Below are 23,052 nucleotides of genomic sequence, written 5' to 3' on the forward strand. Positions count from 1 at the left end.
TAATATAATTTAAGCTCATCAATTCTATTTTGCCAATTTAAACACTTCTTCGCCTGCTAAAAAGGTTGATAACACTCTCATGTAAGGCAGGTGTTGCTCTTCAGTGGTCATTAAATCTTTTTCAAGAATAATGAAATCGGCCATTTTCCCAACCTCAATGCTTCCTTTTTTATCTTCTTCAAAACTGCCTTTAGCAGCCCAAATGGTCATCGATTTTAAGGTTTCTTCGCGGGTTAGTGCGTTTTCCATTTGAAAACCATTTTCGGGATAACCGGATTTGTCTTTTCGGATTGCGGCAGCATAAAAAGTGTACATGGGGTTAATTTCTTCCACCGGGAAATCGGTTCCACTTGGCACCCAACCGTTGATTGCAAGTAATTGTTTGTATGCATAAGCACCTTTCATGCGCTCGGCTCCTACCCTATCGACTGCCCAATACATATCTGAAGTTGCATGCGTCGGCTGTATAGAAGGAACAATAGAATACTTACCAAATAATTCAAAATCATCGGGATGAATAATTTGAACATGTTCGATTCGCCATCTACGATCGTTTTTTTCTTTTAAAAACTCACCAAATAAATTTAAACTAAAACGATTACCCATATCGCCAATGGCATGGATACAAACCTGATAATTATTTTCGTAAGCCAATTGGCAAACCTTTCGGTACACGTCATTATCTTCCATTAACAAACCCCGATTTCCAGGATCATCAGAATAAGGCTCAATCATTAATGCACCGCGTGAACCCAAGGCTCCATCTGCATATAGTTTAATGGATCGGACCGTTAAATAATCGGTTACGTAGGGCCCGTTCTTAACAAAATTTTCAAAATTTTCTTCAGTAGGGCTTAGCATGGCATTTAACCTGATTTTCAGTTCTCCGCCTTTATTAAGCTCATCGATTAGCATAACAGTTGAATAATCAAGTCCACAGTCGACAACAGAAGTAAGTCCAACGGCAAAGCAGTTCTTTTGTGCTTCCAATAAGGCTTCTGCACTAACTTCAGCAGCATGTTCGGTTATTATTTTCTCAACTAAAGAAATGGCATTATCAATGAGCACACCGCTCGGCTCACCATTTACAAGAATGACTTCGCCCCCCTGAACCTTTGTTTTAGCTGTGATTCCTGCTCGTTTTAATGCTTCGCTGTTTACCCATGCGGCATGTCCGTCAACTCTGCGCAGAGAAACAGGATTGTTTGGAAAAGCTTTATCCAAAATATCTTTGGTAGGGAAATTCTTTACTTCCCAATCGTTTTGATCCCAGCTTCTTCCTATAACCCATTCGGCAGGATGGCTTTCGTGAAAGGCTTTTAAAATTTCAACAATTTCTTCAGGTGATTTAGTCCCACGCAAATCAGCATTGGTTAATAAGGACATTCCATATCCGTAAAAATGTGCATGGGCATCGATCAGTCCGGGGTAAAGATATTGCCCGATGCCGTTAATGGATCTTTGAGCACTGTATTTATCCAGAATTTCCTGGGTTGTACCAACCGCAATAAACTTACCATCCTTTACGGCAAAACTTTCGGCAATACTAAAACCATCATCTACAGTGTAAATATTACTATTAAATACAATTAAATCAACTTGAGTTTTCATATGCGAACAAGAAATTAAAATGGGTAATAAAAGAATTACGGAGATCAACTTTTTCATGGTTAAAAGATTAAGGTGTTTTCAACAAATTTAGAAAAATAGGGTTAAAAAATGAATTTATTTTATATCTTTTCTCCTAATGACTCATTTGATACTGATTTTTCATTTAATACCTTTTCTGATACCAGAAATACCACGGGTTTTTTAGATATGGGATTGGTTCGGGTAATAACAACGGTTTCATAAACCTCTTCCAAAATATCATAGCGGATCACTTCTTCGGGGCTACCTTTCACCTGAATTTCTCCATTTTTTATCAATACCAGATAATCACAGTATTCGCCTGCCAGGTTTAAATCATGGATATTCATTAACACGGTCAAACCAAGGTTTTTATTAAGCCTTTGAATCAAATTGAGCACCTGTACCTGATGTGTAATATCCAGATGAGAAGTCGGTTCATCGAGCAGAAGCAGGTTTGGTTCCTGAGTAAGGGCGCGAGCAATGGCTGCCAGTTGTTGTTCTCCCCCACTCATTTGAGCCATGATCTTATCTTTATGCTGAAAGATACCCGTCAGTTTCATGTATTTATGAGCTACTTCAATATCATATTCCGAGTCGAAAAAGTGAAAACGGCCCTGGTAAGGGATTCTGCCCATCAGCACATAATCTTCAACACTGATCTGAACCGATTCAATATTTTGACTTACGACGGCAATATTTCTGGCTTTTTCTTTAAATCCCATCTTTTTTAAGATGTTTCCTTCGATTGAGATTTTGCCTGAAAGCGTTACAAGTTCGCCACTAATCCCTCTGAAGAGCGTAGTTTTACCTGAACCATTTGGGCCAATGATCCCTGCAAAACATCCTTTGGGTAAATCAAAGTTGATATTTTGAATATGGAATTTTTTATCATATCCACATTTAAAATCCTGTATTGAAAAAAGACTGTTCTTCATCACTGGGATTTATTAAATTTCAGGGAAGTACGACTTAGGATGATCACAAAGGTAATTCCTCCAACAATTCCGGTGATAACTCCAATGGGTAATTCGTTTGGTGAAATCAGCACCCTTGATAAAGTATCGCATAAGATCAGAAAAATACTCCCTCCTAAAAAGGATGACACCAACAAAATTCTAAAATCGGAACCTACCAAAATGCGCATGATGTGAGGGATAACCAATCCAACAAATCCAATGACGCCTGCCACAGCTACACTCACTCCTGCCATAAGAGAGGCAATGATAAATAATAAACGAATACTCATTTCAGTATTTATACCTAAGTGCCTTGCTTTCTCCTGACCTAATCGCAAAGCGTTCAGTGGTTGAACGAAAAAGTAAGATGCAAACAGGCCAAAAAGAGAAATCCAAATGGTCAAACGAATTAATGAATGATTAGGCTCATCCAGAGATCCCATCATCCAAAAAACAATTCCATGAAGATTTTCGGTGGTAGTGATGGCCATCAATAGCATCATAGCCGACGATGAAATAAAACTGATCATTACACCAATCAGCAACATGCTTTGAATCTTCAGTTTTCCATGCCGCATGCTGACAAAATAAACCAGTACGATTGAAATAAAGGCTCCGATAAAACCAAAAAGCGGAAGCATTAATGCACCCAACAAAAAGTGAAGTCCAAATACGATGGCGAATGAAACTCCTAAAGCTGCACCGCCGGAAATGCCTAACGTATACGGTTCAACCAATGGATTCCGATAAATCCCTTGCAAAATAACCCCTGACAAACTCAAAGCTCCACCAACTGATAGCCCCATCCAAACCCTGGGAATCCGGATGTTTTTCAGAATGGAGTATTCCATGCTACCTTCACCATGCTTTAAAATACCGGGAATTTCCCATATTGAAAAGTTGAGTTCACCAATACTCAATGATAATCCTATTGCCAATATCAGGCCTATCAACAAAATGATTATGTATATGAGCCAACGCGAGTATTTCATAATTTAAAATTCAATTCCGATCCTACCTTTCGCTCCCTGATCGTAAGGGTGTTTTATCTTCTTTATAAAGTTAACATAATCTGATAAATCCATTAAGTTTTGAGTGGCTCCCCTACCGGTAAGAACCAATTCAAGTGATGGCGGTTTATTCTTCACAAAATCTAACAGTATTTTTTCGTCTAAAAATGAATCCCTCACACAAATCAGCACTTCATCCATGATCAGTAAATCATAATTTTTGTTTTTCAGAATGGAATTGATTTCATTAAAACTGTTGCTTATTTGGGTTTTTAATTCGTCTAGATTAATCCCTGCTTCGCAGAATGGATGATCTTTAGCAAAAGCAAGAATATCGGCCCCCAACTTCCTTAAACTAGCGATCTCAGTGTATCCGTACTTCTCAGGATTTTTGTGATAATGGACGTATAAAACCCTTAATCCATGCCCCAACGCTCTGCATGCCAGTCCAACCGCTGCTGTGGTCTTTCCTTTTCCATCACCTGTATAAATATGAACAAAACCCAGCTTATTCATTTTTGATATTTTTATAAAGGAAATTTATGAAGATTTCCAAGGTTTGAGTAAAATGATCGGGGGTTGGACTGCAGGCAATATCTGAATCAACGATAAAAATCTGCTTGTTTTTAACTGCATTGACAGAGGTATAATTCATCCAGTTTTTCTTTTCTTCTTCTCCAATATTGCCCATTGTAAATAAAACAATCACATCAGGATTTCTCAACAGTACGCTTTCTCTGGATATACTTCCATTTTTCAGATCATCAGTAGCATTCAGCCCGCCAGCATAAGTGATATAATCATCTAAAAATGTATCCGGAATTACACAAAATAATGGTTTAATACCGATTTGTACAAAAATTTTAGGATGGCTAACCTGGGGGATCATTTTTTTCAGGGCTTCAACTTTTGCTTTCTCCCGATCAATTATTTTCTCTGCCACGGCTTCTCTATCCAGCAATTTTCCAAGTTCAAGAAATTGCTCATTAATTTCATCAAAAGACTTTGGAAGCGGAAAGTACACCATTCTAATTCCGAAATTTTTAAGTGATTGTTGCACTTCCGGATTCGTTAATGAAGTGGCAATTACCAAATCAGGTTTTAAACTCACTACCCGTTCGATATTTACATCAATAGCAGATGCTATTAAAGGGATGCTTTTAGCTGTATTATTTTCACAATAATTGGTGATCCCGACAATCTGATCCTGAATTCCCAGCAAAATTAAATCGTGCGTTAGCGAAGGTGCCAATGAAATAATACGCGGTTTATTTTGCGAATAAAGCGGAGTTGTTAACAGAACTGTCAGCAATCCAAGTAAGAAATAATTTTTAACAGATTTTATCATAGGTTCGTTTTTATGCTCTACCCGGCATGTCATCATTCATAATTATTACATAAGGAAGATGAATAGCATATTGGCAGGTCTTCTGGCTCGTCTGCTTAAAATTGCCTTCCCAACCGATTTATCGGGTAGTGGCTGAAGTATCTTAAGCCTTCTGTGGACTTACAGCTGCGGGGACAGCTCCCGATTTAAACGGGATTCCCTTTTTAAGGTTTTCCTCTTCAATTGAGTAAACCACCAACTGTTGCAAATTTAGAAATAATTTGATCTGACTCGCAGAATTTTTTTATCGTTTAATCAAATGAACAACAAAACAGAGACAAACGTGGCTTTACTTATCACGAATCGAATAGGCCCTCATCTCTTTCAAGCAATAAGATTGATTGTTGAGGAACTATAAAATATTTATCACCATCATAAACAATTTCAATCGCACCTTTTTGCATAAAGATGGCCAAATCGCCTTCCTTCGCCTGCAAAGGAATATATTTCACCTGATCTTCCCCGGCCTTCCATGGTTCATCAGCATCTGATGACATAGGGATAGGATATCCGGGTCCACATTTAATGATGTAACCGGTTTGAATCTCCTCCCTTTCGGTATAACCCGGGGGTAAAAACAAGCCACTTTTTGTTTTATTACTGAGTGTTTTGGGCTTTATTAAAAGGCGATCACCCACTACGATTAAATTGTCAATTTTTTTTCGTGTATTTGATTTCATTATTAGAATTTAAATTTCAGTTTAAAAATAAAGAAAGATACTGAATCAATCATGGTTGATTTATAAAAAAAACGATAATTTTGTTATCAAAACTAAAGGGCTTGGCAAAGGTTAAATATCTTAATTTTATAAAAATTTAAAAAATAAGTACATGAAATTTGTTTTCTTTAAATCACCTAAACCAAAAGCATTTGAATATAAACCGCTGTATTATGATCCTGAAAAAGAAAAAAGGGAAATAAGGAAGAAAGAATTGGGATTGGACGACAGTACTGATCATAAATCGTTTTTCAGAGGAGAATTACAAAGTAAATGGAGAAGGGGCAGAACCGATGATAAAAAGGGTTCGAGGAGAAGAACAACCATATATTTAGTCATCCTGCTTATTGCAGTTTATTATATTTTCTTTACTGATTTTGTTCAGAAACTCGTCAGTATTATAACAATGGATTAATGTCGGATATCATAAGATTACTTCCTGATGCCGTTGCAAATCAAATTGCAGCAGGTGAGGTTATTCAACGACCTGCATCTGCCGTAAAAGAATTATTGGAAAATGCGATTGATTCGGGCGCATCAGTTATCAAACTAATCGTTAAAGATGCCGGTAAAGCGCTCATTCAGGTTATTGATAATGGTTGCGGTATGTCGGTTACCGATGCAAGAATGGCATTCGAGCGTCATGCAACCTCAAAAATTAAAACAGCAGATGATTTGTTTGCCATCCGAACTATGGGATTTAGAGGTGAAGCCCTTGCATCAATAGCAGCTATTGCACAAGTTGAAATACGAACCAGAAGAACTGAGGATGAGCTTGGCACCCAATTAAATACCGAGGGATCAAAACTAATTGACCAACAGCCTATTCAATGCCCTGCAGGAACAAACATTTCGGTTAAAAATTTATTTTTCAATGTACCTGCCCGAAGAAATTTTTTAAAATCGACCCAAATTGAAATTCGACATATTATTGATGAATTTATCAGGGTTGCCATGGTTCATCCTGAAATTGTTTTTTCTTTTCATCACAACGAAAAAATGGTTTTTCATCTGAATAATTCAAATTTAAAACAACGAATTACCGGATTATTTGGATCACAATATTCGAATCGGCTTGTACCGGTAGAACAAGAAACCGAAAAAATTAAAATCTATGGTTTTGTTGGAAAGCCAGAATTTGCACGCAAAACAAGAGGTGAACAGTTTTTCTTTGCCAATAATAGATTTATCAAACACCCATATTTGCACCACTCAGTTGATGCGGCTTTTGAGGAATTGCTCACAAAAAATAGCTTTCCAAGCTATTTTCTTTTTATCGAAATTGATCCAAAAATGATTGACATTAACATCCATCCCTCAAAAACAGAAGTCAATTTTCAGGACAATAAAACCTTGTATGCTCTACTTAGATCGGCTATAAGGCAAGCATTAGGCAAATACAACATTACGCCTTCACTCGATTTTGAAACCGAAAGGTCGCTAGATTTCCCTGAGCCACCAATAGGTATTCAGGTAAATCAACCCAGCATAAAAATAAATACTGATTATAATCCCTTTGAATCACGACAAAAATTGGCAGGAACGCCAAGAGAAATAAGAAATTATGAAAACTGGGGGAAACTTTATCAAGGGAACATCAATTATAAGGAAAATTTCGAACAGGAAATTAGTCGAGGTAAGCAGCAAACTGAACTTGATCATTTAAAGGCCGATTCGAGTAAAGTTACCAACCAAAAAATATTTCAGATCAAGCAACGTTTTATCGTGACATTTGTAGCATCAGGTATTATGGTAATTGATCAAAGTCGGGCACATGAGCGAATTCTGTTCGAGGAATATATGAACGTATTTGAAGGACAGGTTTCCCATTCGCAGCAAGAATTATTCCCCGAAACAATTACTTTTAGTTCGTTGGATGCTGCCATTATTGATGAAATTAAAGATGATTTAAAAATTTTGGGCTTTGAAATAAATGCATTAGGTAAGAATGCCTATGTAATTACAGGTCAGCCGGCTGACCTAAAGGACATAAACATCAAAGACAGTCTTGACAGGATTATTGAGAATTACCGAAAAAATCTGATTGATTTAAATCTTAATAAAAGGGTTAATTTAGTAAGTGCATTGGCAGCTAATATGGCTATCAAATCGGGAGTAAATCTTCAAAAAGAAGAAATGAATGCCATGATCGATAAATTATTTGCCTGCAAAATACCTGATGTTTCGCCCGGAGGGAAAGCAATATTTAAAGTAATTTCGATTGAAGAAGTTGAAGGATTGTTTAATTAAAAAACGAATATATGAATTATCAGCAGTTTAGGCCTACAGGATTTAATATTTTACCGCCTGTAGTAAAAAACTTATTAATTATAAATGGGCTTTTTTTTCTGGGCACCATTACTTTTCAAAATGTCTTTCATACTGATTTAAGTAAACATCTGGGTTTGCATTATTTTGAGTCTGAGCAATTCAATCCATTTCAATTGGTCACATACATGTTTATGCATGGTGGCATGAGCCATATTTTCTTTAATATGTTCGCATTGTGGATGTTCGGGAAAACATTGGAGGAAGTTTGGGGCCCAAAGCGATTCCTGACTTACTATATGGTTACGGGAATAGGAGCTGCCTTGATACAAATGCTTGTAACATTTATACGTATTCAATCCATTGAGGCTGCGCTAAGCCCTGATTTGATCGATATTGTTTATAGAGAAGGAAGTAGCGTGATCCAGCAAGGAATGAATTATTCTAATGATGCGATGGCTAAATTAAACGCGATGATCAATACACCTACAGTTGGTGCATCAGGTGCGGTTTTCGGCTTATTGCTTGCTTTCGGAATGCTGTTCCCAAATGCAGTAATTTATCTTTATTTTGCCATTCCGATAAAAGCCAAATGGTTTGTGATGATTTATGGAGCGATAGAACTTTATTCCGGTGTTGCAAATAACCCGGCCGATAATGTTGCCCACTTTGCGCATTTAGGAGGCATGATTTTTGGTTTCTTCCTGATCAAATATTGGAAACGAAATTAGCTAAGAAATATGTATATAAATAATAGCCCGATTGAGGAGGTTAAAACTTTTTTTAAGCAGCGGTCCTTACTTTCACGTCTGATCTTAATTAATGTTGCAATTTTCATTTTAGCCAGCATTATTAATTTGTTTTTTTGGCTAACTCAATCAGGTAATGATATTGTCGGAAACCATAGTAGTTCTCTGTTTATTACATGGTTCGCCGTTCCTTCAAATGTAAGCGAACTCTTGCTCAAACCATGGACATTGCTAACTTATATGTTTCTTCAGGAAAAATTTTTCCATTTATTTTTCAACATGGTGATGTTATACTTTGGCGGAAGAATATTTTCTGAATATTTGACTTCCGCAAAATTGCTCAGTGTTTATGTTTGGGGAGGTCTCTTCGGAGCATTATTATTTGTTTTTACCTATAATTTCTTTCCCGTTTTCCAAAGGGAAGTGCTCTTTTCAGTTCCTTTACTTGGGTCCTCTGCCGCAGTTATTGCCATTTTGGTTGCCATTGCCACCCACGTTCCGAATTATTATGTAAACCTGATAATAGTAGGCAGAGTTCGATTAAAACATTTAGCCGTTTTCTTTATTATCATCGATGTTTTGAGCATTCAAAAAGGCAATGCAGGTGGCCACATTTCGCATTTAGGGGGTGCTATATGGGGTTTTGCCTATATTTGGTTAACAAAAAATGGTTTTGCGATGAACTGGAACTTTCTTAAAATGCCTAAATTCTTTTACGCTAGTAAGCCTCGAAAATCATACAGCAATCCGAATTACAGTAAACGCCCGGTAACTGATGAAGAATTTAACAGAGCTAAAATCAAACAACAAAAAGAAATCGACCTTATCCTTGAAAAAATATCCAAATCAGGATATAGCAGCCTGACCTCAAAAGAAAAAGAGTTATTGTTCAAAAGCAGTAACAAATAGTGAAAGGAAAACCACAACCGGAAAATTACATTTTAAGATATTTACTCTATCTGAACTATATCTTTATTATACTTCTCGGACTATCTTATTTGTCAATTTATATCAATCCTGTTGATTTTTGGGCAATATCCATTTTTGGGATGGCCTATCCTTTACTCATCATTACAAATCTGCTTTTTATCATTTTATGGATTGGTTTCAGACGAAGTTATTTTCTAATTTCTTTGACTGCAATTTTAATCGGGTTTAATTTGATCGGAAAATTTATTCAGTTTAGTTTCGTCGGGAAGCAAGCCGGACCAATTGAATCAATCTCATTATTATCTTATAATGTCCATAATTTTTCACAGAAGTCGAGCAAAGGTGTTTTTGATAAAGAAATCCAGCATGAGATTTTTAATTTTATTGAATCCCAAAATAGTGACATCGTATGCTTACAGGAGTTTAACTATATTGGTGAAAATATTTATGCTTCGCATGCCCAATTAAAACAACAACTGGGATCGAACAATTACTATTTTGAGAGCTATTTCAATCCCAAAAAAAACAAAGTATTTGGAATGGCAACTTTCAGCAAGTTTCCCATCATAAATTCGGGAAACCTTGACTTGGCAGAAACAAGAAAATTTGGCACTTTCATCGATGTTATACGCGCAGATGATACCATCAGGATTTATAACATTCATCTGGAATCAATCAGTCTTAATTACGTTGACTATGCTTTTGTTTCAGGAATTAGCACCGGTGATAGCATACAAAAACCCAATACCGGTTTATTGCTTAATAAATTACGTAAAGCATTGATTAACCGCACCAAACAAGTTATAGTTTTAAAAAACCATATCTCACACTCTCCTTATCCTGTGATTTTATGTGGAGATTTCAACGAATTGTCCTGCTCTTATAATTATAGATATCTCTCTGCCGGAATGCATGATGCTTTTGTTGATAGTGGCATTGGAATTGGAAAAACTTTTGCAAGCATTTTACCGGCATTCCGTATTGATTATATTCTTTTTGATCCGCATTTTAAATCTTTCGATTATGAGGAAATCAAAATTAATTTATCCGATCATTATCCCATAAAAACCAAATTAAATTTGAAATAATACAGAAGTTGATTTGATGAATTCGTATTTTTGAATTCCAGTATAAAATATATGAAATTCGAGCTTACTTCTGATTTTGAACCGACCGGGGATCAACCCGAAGCTATCAAACAACTGATGGAAGGTGTTTTGCGTGGCGATAAAGCACAAACCCTTTTAGGTGTTACAGGTTCGGGTAAAACGTTTACCATTGCCAATGTAATTAATCAGCTTAACAGGCCTATTTTGGTTTTGAGTCATAACAAAACGCTTGCAGCCCAACTTTATGGCGAATTCAAACAGTTTTTTCCGAATAACGCAGTAGAGTATTTCGTTTCCTATTACGACTATTATCAACCTGAAGCATACCTACCGGTAACAAATACTTATATTGAAAAAGATCTTTCAATAAATGATGAAATTGAGAAATTAAGATTAAGCACCACATCATCCTTACTATCGGGAAGAAGGGATGTAATTGTTGTTTCATCAGTCTCATGTATTTATGGTATTGGAAATCCCGATGATTTTACAAATAATGTGATTCGTTTGAAATTAGGGGACAAAATCGGCAGAAATGTTTTTTTGCATGCCTTGGTTACAAGCTTATACTCACGAAATGAAATTGCGTTAAACAGGAGTAACTTCAGGGTAAAAGGAGATACGGTGGACGTTTTCCCGGCCTATTCAGATATCTGTTATCGCATCGTTTTCTGGGGAGATGAAATTGAAGAACTTGAAACCTTCGATCCTGTTACGGGCAAATCTATTTTATCGATGGAGGACATGACCATTTATCCGGCAAATATATTCGTCACCTCTAAAGATAAAATGATACAGTCTATTTATAACATCCAAGATGACTTGGTAAAACAAGTGGCCTATTTCAAAGAAATTGGAAAAAACCTGGAGGCAAAACGGCTTGAAGACAGAGTAACCTACGATTTGGAAATGATGCGGGAACTGGGATATTGCTCAGGAATTGAGAACTATTCCAGATATTTTGACGGACGTGACACCGGTAGTCGCCCCTTCTGTTTGATCGATTATTTTCCGGATGATTTTTTGTTGGTTGTTGATGAAAGTCATGTGACGATTCCTCAGGTAAGAGCAATGTACGGTGGAGATCGATCACGGAAGCATAATCTTGTAGAATATGGATTCAGACTGCCTTCAGCCATGGATAACAGGCCTCTTAAATTCGATGAATTTGAGAGTATAATTGGTCAAGCCATATATGTAAGTGCAACCCCTGCCGATTATGAATTAATGCTTTCGGATGGTATTTATGTCGAACAAATAATCAGGCCGACCGGGCTATTGGATCCGGTTATTGAAGTACGCCCAAGTCAAAATCAGATTGATGATTTGCTTCATGAAATAGAAAGAGTAGTGAGCCAAAATGAACGTGTTTTGATTACGACCCTTACCAAAAGAATGGCGGAAGAACTTACAAAATACATGACTCGTCTGAACATCAAATGCAGTTATATTCATTCGGACGTAGAAACGCTTGATCGGGTTGAAATTTTAAGAGACTTAAGACTTGGTGTTTACGACGTATTGGTTGGCGTAAATTTATTAAGAGAAGGCCTGGATTTACCGGAAGTCGCGCTCGTTGCAATTTTGGATGCGGATAAGGAGGGATTCCTCAGATCAGCAAGGTCACTGACACAAACGGCCGGGCGGGCTGCCCGAAATTTGGGAAGCAGAGTAATTATGTACGCTGATAAAATTACAAAGTCGATGCAAATAACCATGGATGAAACTGATAGGAGAAGGGAAAAACAAATTGCATACAATACTAAATATAATATTACGCCAACACAGATCACCAAGTCCAGAGAGTCAATTATGGGACAATCTGCTGTTGCCAATACAAAAGCATACATTAAATCTTTTGAACATACCATTGCAGCTGATCCTGTCGTAAAATATATGAATAAAGATCAGATCAACAAAGCTATTCAGAATAATAAGAAACAAATGGAAGCAGCAGTAAAAGAACTTGACTTCATAACAGCCGCAAGACTAAGGGATGAAATAAACGATTTAAAAAAATTGTTAGCCGAAAAATAATGCAAACTCATTTTTTGTATTTATTAACTATTTTTTGTAGATAAATTATTACAAACATAGATGTCCAATAACTAAAATATACTATTTTTACATCAAATTAATTTGGCTCGAACTGAGTCTTGCGCGAATATTAAATACTAACTACATGAAAAAAAAGATTCTTATTATTGACGATGAGCTCAGCATCCGTATGTTATTGGAGAATTTCCTTAAAAGGGAATACAATGTTGTGACAAAGAATGACGGGATGGAAGGACTAACTTGGTTGGAAGAAGGGAATATACCTGATTTAATAGTAGCTGACATACAAATGCCTAATTTGGATGGATATGATTTCATTAAAAATTTGCGCGCAAGTGGTTATTTTAAGCACATCCCATTAATCATGTTATCTGGAATAGAAAGTACAGCGGAGAAAATTAAATGCTTAAAATTGGGTGCCGACGATTATATCGTAAAACCATTTAATCCTGAAGAGTTATCCATCAGAATTGAATTACTCATCTCTAGGAAATCATAATTCAATCGTTAACTTTGAATTTGATGGAAAACGGAACTAAAAAGAAATTAAATATTCTTTATATCGGTGGCAATCAGGAAGTCATCAAGAAATATCAGGATTCGTCCCTTCTTTTCGGTATTATTTTAACTGAAAATGGACTTGAGGCGATCAATAAACTTAGGACTCTTGAGGAATTGGATGGGATAATTTCAGAGGCACATCTACCAGGCATAAATGGGATAGAAGTTTTCAGAATGATCAGAAATGAAGGCATGCACCCTAAAACGCCATTTATTCTCATTACACACGAACAGGACGAGAAGCTTTATAAACTTGCAATTAAAGAACGAATTGATGATTTTTACATCATTCCGATAAATATTGAGGAAATTTATACCCGTATTGAATTTCTAAAATCTTTTAAAGCAAATTACTCAAAAGAGAAGGTTACAAAAAAGAACGTTCATGATTATAGTGTGCCGATCATAAAACGATTATTTGACATCATGGTTTCAGGCTTCGCCTTATTGCTCCTATCTCCTGTTTTTATTTTTGCTGCCCTTGCAATCAGGCTTGAATCAAAAGGTAAGGTTTACTACACATCAAAAAGAGTAGGTACTGGATATAAAATATTCGATTTTTACAAATTCAGATCAATGTATCATGGATCGGATGCCAGATTGAAAGAATTAGATCATCTCAATCAATATTCTAAAAACAATCATGAACAGGATTCGAATAATGCAGACGATTATTTAAAGAATCAATGTCCAAGGTGTTCAAAGTTAAAGAAAGGACTCTATTGCTCACCCACTCTTTATACAGGTGGACATAAAGTTTGCGAATATTGGTACAATGAACTTAAAAAATCTTCTGAATCATCAACATTTATTAAAATTAAAGATGACCCACGCGTAACCAAGATTGGGAAGATTATTAGAAACACAAGCATTGATGAACTCCCTCAATTAATCAATGTTTTAAAAGGCGATATGTCGATTGTTGGTAATCGGCCATTGCCTTTATACGAAGCTGAATTATTAACATCCGACGATTGGAGTGAAAGGTTCTTAGGTCCGGCTGGAATTACTGGACTATGGCAAGTAGAATTGAGAGGAAGAAAGGGCGAAATGTCTGAAGAAGAACGGAAAGTTTTAGACAATCATTATGCTAAAACTTATTCTTTTTGGGGTGATATTAAGCTGATATTGCGAACAATTCCAGCTCTTTTTCAAAAAGAAAACGTATAATAGTTTACTTTTTGAATTTACAAACAGTTCTTATATAGGTAAATTTTAACATATTACATAATACTTAACTGTTAAAAACTCTTTAATAACTATTTGAATTTGCCTTAATTATTTATCATAAAATAATTGTAGTTTGTTTAGTTGAAAATTTATAATTTTAAATATCATAATTCTTCGAAAAAACAGAACCCATGGTTTGTTGGAATAAACTCTTAATAAAAATATCAGTTCCTCTTTTTTTCATTGCCTTTACTTCTGTTGTGGAAGCTCAAGTGATAGACAGTTCGATGTTTTTTAATCCAATTAGAGATAACATAGCGCAAAAGCTGCCTCCTCTTGAAGCCCTTATTGATTCAGCTATTGCTAATTCGCCACAAATTAAAATGGATGAATTAAATGCAGATTTCACAAGATATGAAATTATATCCGCTAAAAGACAATGGCTTCAGCATTGGGGATTAGACATGATTGTTAATTATGGTAATTACCTCTATAGTGAACGTGATGAGTTTGTAAAAAAGACCCAATTTTATCTTTATGAATCGAGAAGGCTTAACTATGGAGCCGGGATTTATGTTAGAATGCCTATTTTTTATGCTGTGGACCGAAAAAATGAGATTAATAAAAAGAAAAAATACAGAGAAATAGCCATTGTTAACAGAGAAATTCATGTAAGGGTTATTAGACAAGAAGTTATTGCAACATATAACATATTAATGCAACAACAGGAAATTTTAAAAATAACCAATGATTATCAGCAAGTTGCTGATATGATGATGCGTAACGCAGAAAATATGTTCTTAATAGGTGATATACCGCCTGAAGAATATGCCCGACAAAAAGATTATCAAACCAGGGGAGCTACTGATTACGCCTTAACGGTAGGAAGATTTAATAGTGCGTATACTTTACTTGAGGAATTAGTAGGTATCAGGTTTAATCTCATTAATGTATTAAAATAATGGATTTACACAAAGTTATACAACTGATAAAAAGACATTTGTTTTTACTTATTGCGATACCATTATCCATGGCATTACTCGTATACATATTCACGCGTAATCAAGCAAAAACCTATTCTTCAGAAGTTATTATTTATACAGGGATTGCCACCGGTTATTCAATTGAATCGACAAACAGTAGGTCTGTCGATTATTTTTCAACAAATATCCAATTTGATAATCTAATAAATCTCATTAAAGCAAATCAAACGATTGAGAATACGGCGATACGACTCTTAGCCCAAGATATCTCACTTGAAGAACCCAATCCACAATATATCTCAGCCAGTAATCATGCCACATTACACCAAATTGTTCCAAAACACGTAAAAGACTTGGTAGTAAAAAATGGAAAGATGGGATTGGCAAGAGATAAAGAAGAGCAAATAAGAAGACTTGAACAGGAAATACAAGGACTTGAACAACAAATTTCGTCAAAAAAATCAAACGAATTATTAGGCGCCACATCCAACACTTCAAATACTTCTACTCAACCTCAGACTAATATAGATAAATCGGATAATAGTATATTTCACACCGTACGCCCCGGTGAAACCTTATACTCTATTGCTGCGATGTATAATATCAGTGCAGGCGAAATTGTGGATCAAAATAATTTGAGAAATAATTCAGTAAATGTGGGACAAACTTTGATTATTCATAAAGAACTTCCTACCGACTATTTATATCACATTGTAAAACCGGGAGAAAATGTTTACACTATATCCCGGCTATATAATACAAGTATCAATGATATCAGAAGGCAAAATAATCTATATTCAGATGATTTGATTGTTGGCAACAGACTTATGATAAAAAAGATTACTCCAACTGCCTCAGGGTATACTGATAATTCAACCAATCAAATTAATACCTCAACGGTAATCATTAACCCGGACGAAGCAAAGATTGATTTTAGCAGGTTTGAATGGCCATATAAAAAAGACCCTGTAATACCTCCTTATATCAGAAAGGATGACTTTTATCATACAGTTGATAATTTCACTAATTATTATAATTCCAGCGATACAAATTTTATTTACGAATTGCTGCATTATAATCATCCTCATTATAGTGTTGCAAGTATTAAGTCTAATTCCGGAGTTTACAGAGTAAGCAATTCCGATTTTATTCGAGTTTCATATCAGGCAGATGATCCCGGTATTTGTCAACAAACACTTAAAATACTGGCTGAAGTATTCATAAAGAACTACACCATGCTGAAATCAAATGAAACAGATGAAGTTGTAGCATATTACCAAAGAAAAGTGGAAGAAGCTGATGCAAAGTTACAGGATGCTGAAGATAGGCTTCTTGAATTTAACAAAGAAAATAATATTATTAACTATTATGAGCAAAGTAAATACATTGCGGCACAAAAGGAAGATTTAGATCTTTACTATCAAAACGAACAAATTAGGCTTGCATCAGCTTCAGCTGCTTTACGAGAACTGAAAACAAAACTGATGGGAAAAGACAGCATCTATTTAAAGAGCGATATCATCATGCAAAAAATGAAACGGATCTCAGAAATATCTGAACTGGTTATCATTAATGAAATATCTACCGAATATGACCCCTACATTGGCTCTAATCTGGTTAACCTAAAAGCTGAAGCCAAAAGAATTAAGGATGAGGTAAAGGCCCATGTTGATCAATTATTTTTATATTCCAGATCAAATGAAGGAATCCCCATTAAAGATTTACTTGTGGAGTACATGAACAATAACATTTCTTTCGTTGAAGCTCAGGCAAGTTTACGGGTACTTAGTAATAGAAAACAAGATTTCACGCGTATCTATCAAATTTTTGCTCCTTTAGGTGCTATGTTAAAACGGATTGAAAGAGAAATAAGTGTAGCGGAGCAATCTTATCTGGAGTTTTTGCATAGTTTCAATGTGGCAAAAATGGAACAACAAAACAATTTACTATCTTCCAATATTAAAATTGTTGATGAGCCATCGTTCCCACTGCAGGCAAATCCATCACGAACCAAACTATTGATCTTAGTAGCAGGCGTATTTGGATTCTTCATTGTCGCCTTCATAATTTTAATGCTTGAGTATTTTGATACCAGTGTTAAAAATCCATCGGCAGTTGAAAAATCAACAAATCTTAAATTAGCCGGTGCATATCCTATCGTGGAACCCGGTCGGGATTGTTCATATACCTGTAACCGTCTGACGGAAATGCTTTTACAACAAATAAAATTGCATATCACCCATAATTCAATATTCACCTCCGAAAAGCCATACCTGATTTTAATATTTAGTACTCAGCGACAAGTTGGGAAAACAACTGTTGCAACAGCACTAATTAATAAACTGCGTTCTTATGGCGAAAAAGTATTGTTTTTGAATTATTCAAAAGATGAAACAACTACTGAGGGCAATGATTTTGACAGTACCATTACCTACCAAATCGATAATAAATTTGTGGAAATCAAACATATTAATGAGTTATTGCTAAGTAATTACCTTAGACAAGACAATTATAAGTATGATTATATTTTCTTAGAAATCCCTGCAATTATTTTCAATTCATATCCATTTGAGTTAATGAGTTCAGTTGATGTACCGTTACTTATCATTAAAGCAAATGACTATTGGAGAATTTCGGATTCTGCAGCACTAAAAACTATGCAGGAAGTATCAAGAGAAAAGCCCATGGTCGTTCTAAATCTAACAGAACTGAACTCTTTAGATGATATAATCAATGATATTCCTGAAAATGAGCAAAGATCGTTAAGAAAAAAGTTAAAAACCATTATTACCTATCCTTTCAGATTAAGGGTCAAGGTAAGGGTTGAATAAAACGACAATTGTGAAATCTAACTTTTTTAAAGCACTAAGTAACGATAACTTCTTATCGTTGGCGAGTAATCTTGGGGCTGCTATTTTTAGGGTTTTAAGCTTCATGTTGCTGGTACGTTCACTTGAACCAAATATTTTTGGTGAATGGGTTATTTTTGTTACGGCCGGGAATTTTTTTGAAATGTTACGGTTCGGTCTTACCAGAACGGCCATCATTAGATTTCTATCAGGAGCAAAAAATGATGATCGAAAAAAACTAATAGGTACGAATTGGGTGCTTGGGCTCATGGCGACTATACTTCTTGCCATTATTATTTGGATTGCTTATTTTCTATTTCCAACAACCATCGAGGGATCAGGCTATTCCTTGTTTTTTATATGGTACCCTATTCTTTCTTTTGCCAACTTGCCTTTCAATCTTGCAATATCAGTTTTATATGCTGATCAAAAGTTCGGAAAAATATTATTGGTCAATTTATTAAGAGATGGTGGATTTTTCATCTTTCTAATTATTAATTTTTTATTTTTCCACTTAGGGATCATGCCAATTCTATACGCTTTTTTGACCATTAATTTAGCCGTTTCTATTCACTCCATGTTAAATAAATGGGATGGTTATCATTATATCTTTAATGCTAATAAGCAAACAAATAAAACCATATTAAATTTTGGAAAATATACTACCGGAACATTGATTGGGGCCAATTTATTAAAAAGCTCAGATGTGGTTCTCTTAGGATTAAGCCCTTTTATTGGGACTGTTGGTGTTGCTTTATATAGTGTACCTTTAAGATTGACCGAGATTTTGGAAATCCCATTAAGGAGCTTTGCAGCGACTGCATTCCCCAAGATGTCAAAAGCCAGTATTGAGAACAATATGGACGAAGTTAAGCGTTTATTTTATTCCTATTCAGGTGCACTCACTTTTGTGATTTTGCCTGTTATTATTTTCGCATTCATCTTTTCGGAACAATTTGTACATGTACTTGGTGGGCCCGAATATATTGTAACACAAAATATCTTTAGATTTTTCTGTATTTATGGACTTTTCATTGCAGTAGATAAATTTACCGGAATTGCATTGGACAGTATTAACCAACCTAAAAAGAATTTTATTAAAGTAATTTATATGGCGCTTGCGAACATTTTTGGTGATATATTCATGATTTTCTATCTGGGCAAATTCATATTCTTCTTATCAATTGCCGGAATTATACTGTCCAACTATATGCCTTTATTCCCTATTGAAATATTTACTTATGAACTTACTGTAATTAATATATTGGAATTGGTAGCGCTGGTAACAATTTTGTTCACAATTATAGGTATCATAGTCGGATTATATTATCTGAACAATGCGCTTTCTTTATCCTTACGAAGAATTTTTACGGATGGCTGGAAGTTTTTCATAATCATCATTAAGGATATTAAGTCTGCTATTGTTCAATAAAATCTTTGTAACTTTATCAAATGCAAAGTTAACTATGTTTAATAGACTAAAGAGATATACTGGCTCATATAAGCTCAACGACCCAATATTCATGATTGGCATGTTTGCGATTGCTGTATTATTCAGTTTTATTTTGACACAAGTTAAATTACAATTTGCATTGGTACTAATGCTGCTTCCTTTAGTGTTAGTTTATCTAAATCGATTATTTACCCATCCAAGGTTAGGACTGATTACAATTATTATATTAGCCTGGTTGGCTGTCGGAATAACTAGATACATTACCGGGATTCCGTTTGGGCTAACTATTGACTTTTTTTTAGTTCTGACCTTGGTCGCAGTATTTTTCCGAACCTTTTATGATGGAATAGATACAAAAGCATTTAATAATGACATTGTTATATTGCTTACTCTTTGGTTTCTTTATGCGGCAGCAGAAATATTGAACCCTGAAGCTTTAAGCAAGACTGCCTGGTTTTACGCTATGCGCGGTGTAGCCTTATATTCGATGTTAACAGTCCCTTTAGTTTTCCTGCTTTTCAGAAAGGTTAAACACCTCAATTTATTCTTGTACATGTGGGGAGTCATCTCAATTCTGGGGTCGTTAAAAGGAATGCAGCAAGTTTATCTTGGTCTTGATTATGCAGAACAACGCTGGCTTGATCAGGTTGGATATATCACGCACGTATTATTCGGGGAGCTTAGGGTGTTCTCATTCTATACTGATGCCGGTCAGTTTGGAGCTGCACAGGGAGCTGCAGGTATTGTTGGACTTCTAGTTGCACTTAACTCAAAAAAACCAGTGGATATTATTTTCTTTCTAATAATGGGTATAACCGGAATTTGGGGGATGATGATTTCAGGAACAAGGGGTGCAATTATTGTGCCCTTGATTGGTGCCTTATTATATCTGATTCACAGGAAAAACCTAAGAGTTATTATGCTGGGCTTAGTTTTAATAGCTGGGATTTATGTTTTCTTTAAATATACATATATCGGCTCAGGCATTTCTCAAATCAGGCGTATGCGTACTGCTTTTTTTCCTGCAGATGATGCATCTCTGCAAGTTCGTCTTGATAACAGAAGGGTTCTGCAAGTTTATTTATCATCCCGACCCTTCGGCGGTGGAATTGGTAGTGCCGGTAACTGGGGTCAACGATTCTCTCCAAATGGATTTTTAGCTAATGTTGCTACTGACAGTTGGTACGTTCAAATATGGGCGGAGATGGGTATTATTGGTTTGACATTTCACTTATTTATCCTTGCATTTATTCTAACCAAATCCTCATACTTAATAATGTTTCGGGTGAAAGACCCCGAGCTTCGGGGTAAACTGAGTGCATTAGCTTGCGCCTATGCAGGAGTGTTAGGTGCCAGCTATGGAAATGGTGTGCTTGGTCAAATTCCAACAGGTATTTTAACTTACATTAGTTGGGGCTTTCTGTTCATGGCTCCAATGTTAGATCGGGAAGTTAGAGGAATAACCGATTCTGCTAACTAGTTTGGTTTTTCTTCCCAATAATGTATTCTATAAGTCTTTTTCCATGAACAGCAAAACGTTGTTTAAATGCTTCCCATATTCCACCATCAAATACAATCCTTCGTGAAGAAGTAATCACAACAGCTCTCGGATTGCTAACTAATCTCAGTTTCCCTTTTTTCTGAAGGTTTAAAGCCATTGTTCCATCTTCCGATTCTTCTGTAAAATACTTACTATCTTTAGTATTATTAAATACCCGAACATTTTTCACTTTAAATCCACCTGTTGTTCTGCCAATTTCTGTTACCAAACCCATGGTGAAGCCCATTACATTAAGATATTCACGCTTACGCATCCGGATTCTAACTAAAATGCCAACAATTCTTTCATAAATCCACATCGAGAGCCTACTTACTCCAATCGGGGGTATAAAAGCATATCTTCCGTATACACCCATTATATGTTCATTCCTCTCCATTGGCTTGATCATTAAATCAACCCATCTTGGTGGATATAAGGTATCAGAATCTGCACATAAATGATACTTACCTTTACAATTATCCAAACCACATTGTCTGGCAAAAGAAGTTCCTTGTTTTGGCTCAAAATAATTTCTCACACCTAATTCATCAAGCACCTTTTGAGTATTGTCGGTTGAATTATTGTTTATTACTACTATTTCTACTTCATTTTTCGTTGTACTTGCAGCTAAAGAAGATAGTGTCCGGAAAATATTATCTGCTTCATTCCAGGCAGGAATAACAATAGAAACCAACGGATTTTCAGACTGAAACTTTTTAATTCTATTCTTGATATCTGTTAATTCCTCAGTAGTTAAGTCACTATATTTCTTATTTGAATATAAATGAGGTTTAATCCATTTTGGAAGACTTATTCCTATCATATTATTAATTGATGCTTTGAGTAAAAATTAAAAATTTGGCTAATTTAGTAATTTATAAGCATGATATAAACTCTGTTGTGGCTCTATTTTATATTCCAATGATTTCATATGATTATTTAGCTCATTTATGTCGTAGGAATCATAGGTCGGTTCATAAATGATGTGTTCAAACTTCTTACTTAAATCAAAATTCAATGATTTAATAATTGGGAATTCGGCTCCTTCACAATCCAATTTTAATAAATCACATTTATTACTTATTTTGTTTGCCGTAAGTGCCTTGGCTAATGTCACCAATTCAATTTCAACAAAATTTTCGCTTACGTTTTCAGAAAAAATACTGTGCCCTCCTATATTAGTGGGATGAATATACAATTTACTTTTGCCAGATTGATCACTAACAGCAATAGGTAAAACCTGAACATCTGATAATGCATTCATTTTAATTGTCTCATTCAATTGATCTATGCAAGGAGGGTATGGTTCAAAACAATAAACCTTTGAATTGGGATACAATTGTTTCATCCTGAGTGCAAAAAATCCGGTATTTGCACCAACATCAAAAATTACAGGTTCTTCACTATTGAGTTGAACGTCGTAGCATTTGTCGATAAAAATTTCATTATAAATATAAAACGACATAAAATCATAAATTTTGATACGCTTTCCATCTTTGAATTTTAATGTGATGATAAGGTTATTAAAAACAGGGAATAATTTAAGTGTGGAACCCATATAAAATGAGCAAGGATTTTTTAAATTCTTCCATTGTTTTTTAATCTTCGCCAGTGAAGTGAATTGTTCAAATAACCAATTTAATTTAAAGGAACCTTTCATAGTAACGTTTTCAGATAT

20 protein-coding genes and 1 riboswitch are annotated in these 23,052 nt (G+C 35.3%); of the genes, 12 read left to right on the forward strand and 8 right to left on the reverse strand.

The features are described 5' to 3' along the window. Window positions 1–24: 24 nt before the first annotated feature. From KKG99_06800 to KKG99_06825, 6 genes are all read right to left on the reverse strand, one after another. Complete coding sequence (locus tag KKG99_06800; protein MBU1012694.1) at window positions 25–1,668, reverse strand: amidohydrolase; 1,644 nt, start codon at window positions 1,666–1,668, stop codon at window positions 25–27. A gap of 62 nt (window positions 1,669–1,730) precedes the next feature. Next, window positions 1,731–2,567 (reverse strand): ABC transporter ATP-binding protein, encoded by an 837-nt coding sequence (locus tag KKG99_06805; protein ID MBU1012695.1) that lies wholly within the window; start codon window positions 2,565–2,567, stop codon window positions 1,731–1,733. Next, entirely contained in the window at window positions 2,567–3,580 is a 1,014-nt protein-coding gene (locus KKG99_06810; GenBank protein MBU1012696.1) for an iron ABC transporter permease, read from the reverse strand. The genes KKG99_06805 and KKG99_06810 overlap by 1 nt, the downstream gene beginning before the upstream one ends. A gap of 3 nt (window positions 3,581–3,583) precedes the next feature. After that, on the reverse strand, window positions 3,584–4,114 hold the full coding sequence (locus tag KKG99_06815) for a cob(I)yrinic acid a,c-diamide adenosyltransferase (GenBank protein ID MBU1012697.1): 531 nt from the start codon (window positions 4,112–4,114) through the stop codon (window positions 3,584–3,586). Further along, entirely contained in the window at window positions 4,107–4,946 is an 840-nt protein-coding gene (locus tag KKG99_06820; GenBank protein MBU1012698.1) for an ABC transporter substrate-binding protein, read from the reverse strand. Before KKG99_06820 ends, KKG99_06815 begins: the two co-directional genes overlap by 8 nt. Window positions 4,947–5,000: 54 nt before the next feature. After that, window positions 5,001–5,200, reverse strand: a riboswitch (cobalamin riboswitch). A gap of 81 nt (window positions 5,201–5,281) precedes the next feature. Further along, window positions 5,282–5,665 carry a co-chaperone GroES family protein gene (locus KKG99_06825; protein ID MBU1012699.1) on the reverse strand — a complete coding sequence of 128 codons (384 nt, stop codon included), beginning with the start codon at window positions 5,663–5,665 and terminating at the stop codon, window positions 5,282–5,284. A gap of 151 nt (window positions 5,666–5,816) precedes the next feature. Between KKG99_06825 and KKG99_06830 the strand changes: the two genes are divergently transcribed. The 12 genes from KKG99_06830 to KKG99_06885 all read left to right on the forward strand — a co-directional run bounded on the left by KKG99_06830 (window position 5,817) and on the right by KKG99_06885 (window position 21,314). Continuing rightward, a complete protein-coding gene (locus tag KKG99_06830) occupies window positions 5,817–6,119 on the forward strand; it encodes a hypothetical protein (protein ID MBU1012700.1) in 303 nt (100 codons plus the stop codon). Next, a complete protein-coding gene (mutL, locus tag KKG99_06835) occupies window positions 6,119–7,954 on the forward strand; it encodes a DNA mismatch repair endonuclease MutL (GenBank protein MBU1012701.1) in 1,836 nt (611 codons plus the stop codon). Before KKG99_06830 ends, mutL begins: the two co-directional genes overlap by 1 nt. 11 nt (window positions 7,955–7,965) lie before the next feature. Continuing rightward, on the forward strand, window positions 7,966–8,703 hold the full coding sequence (locus tag KKG99_06840; GenBank protein MBU1012702.1) for a rhomboid family intramembrane serine protease: 738 nt from the start codon (window positions 7,966–7,968) through the stop codon (window positions 8,701–8,703). 9 nt (window positions 8,704–8,712) lie between these two features. After that, on the forward strand, window positions 8,713–9,630 hold the full coding sequence (locus tag KKG99_06845; GenBank protein MBU1012703.1) for a rhomboid family intramembrane serine protease: 918 nt from the start codon (window positions 8,713–8,715) through the stop codon (window positions 9,628–9,630). Further along, window positions 9,630–10,739 carry an endonuclease/exonuclease/phosphatase family protein gene (locus tag KKG99_06850; GenBank protein ID MBU1012704.1) on the forward strand — a complete coding sequence of 370 codons (1,110 nt, stop codon included), beginning with the start codon at window positions 9,630–9,632 and terminating at the stop codon, window positions 10,737–10,739. The genes KKG99_06845 and KKG99_06850 overlap by 1 nt, the downstream gene beginning before the upstream one ends. Before the next feature lie 51 nt (window positions 10,740–10,790). Continuing rightward, window positions 10,791–12,797, forward strand: a complete 2,007-nt coding sequence (gene uvrB, locus KKG99_06855) for an excinuclease ABC subunit UvrB (protein MBU1012705.1) — start codon at window positions 10,791–10,793, stop codon at window positions 12,795–12,797. A gap of 145 nt (window positions 12,798–12,942) precedes the next feature. Continuing rightward, complete coding sequence (locus KKG99_06860; GenBank protein MBU1012706.1) at window positions 12,943–13,317, forward strand: response regulator transcription factor; 375 nt, start codon at window positions 12,943–12,945, stop codon at window positions 13,315–13,317. Window positions 13,318–13,340: 23 nt separating this feature from the next. Further along, window positions 13,341–14,549 carry a sugar transferase gene (locus KKG99_06865; protein MBU1012707.1) on the forward strand — a complete coding sequence of 403 codons (1,209 nt, stop codon included), beginning with the start codon at window positions 13,341–13,343 and terminating at the stop codon, window positions 14,547–14,549. A 191-nt stretch (window positions 14,550–14,740) separates the two neighbouring features. Further along, window positions 14,741–15,511, forward strand: coding sequence for a TolC family protein (locus tag KKG99_06870; protein ID MBU1012708.1), 771 nt, complete (start codon window positions 14,741–14,743; stop codon window positions 15,509–15,511). Next, complete coding sequence (locus KKG99_06875) at window positions 15,511–18,363, forward strand: LysM peptidoglycan-binding domain-containing protein (GenBank protein ID MBU1012709.1); 2,853 nt, start codon at window positions 15,511–15,513, stop codon at window positions 18,361–18,363. The genes KKG99_06870 and KKG99_06875 overlap by 1 nt, the downstream gene beginning before the upstream one ends. Before the next feature lie 10 nt (window positions 18,364–18,373). Next, the gene (locus KKG99_06880) at window positions 18,374–19,813 is read left to right on the forward strand and encodes a hypothetical protein (GenBank protein ID MBU1012710.1); all 1,440 of its coding nucleotides are present in this window, start codon (window positions 18,374–18,376) and stop codon (window positions 19,811–19,813) included. A gap of 34 nt (window positions 19,814–19,847) precedes the next feature. Further along, window positions 19,848–21,314 (forward strand): O-antigen ligase family protein, encoded by a 1,467-nt coding sequence (locus tag KKG99_06885; GenBank protein ID MBU1012711.1) that lies wholly within the window; start codon window positions 19,848–19,850, stop codon window positions 21,312–21,314. On the opposite strand, the gene KKG99_06890 is transcribed toward KKG99_06885, so the two are convergent. Both KKG99_06890 and KKG99_06895 read right to left on the reverse strand, forming a co-directional pair. After that, entirely contained in the window at window positions 21,307–22,197 is an 891-nt protein-coding gene (locus KKG99_06890) for a glycosyltransferase family 2 protein (GenBank protein ID MBU1012712.1), read from the reverse strand. The genes KKG99_06885 and KKG99_06890 overlap by 8 nt on opposite strands. A gap of 39 nt (window positions 22,198–22,236) precedes the next feature. Next, window positions 22,237–23,034 carry an FkbM family methyltransferase gene (locus KKG99_06895; GenBank protein MBU1012713.1) on the reverse strand — a complete coding sequence of 266 codons (798 nt, stop codon included), beginning with the start codon at window positions 23,032–23,034 and terminating at the stop codon, window positions 22,237–22,239. Window positions 23,035–23,052: the final 18 nt, after the last annotated feature.

The organism is Bacteroidota bacterium, from assembly GCA_018816945.1.
Lineage (GTDB): Bacteria > Bacteroidota > Bacteroidia > Bacteroidales.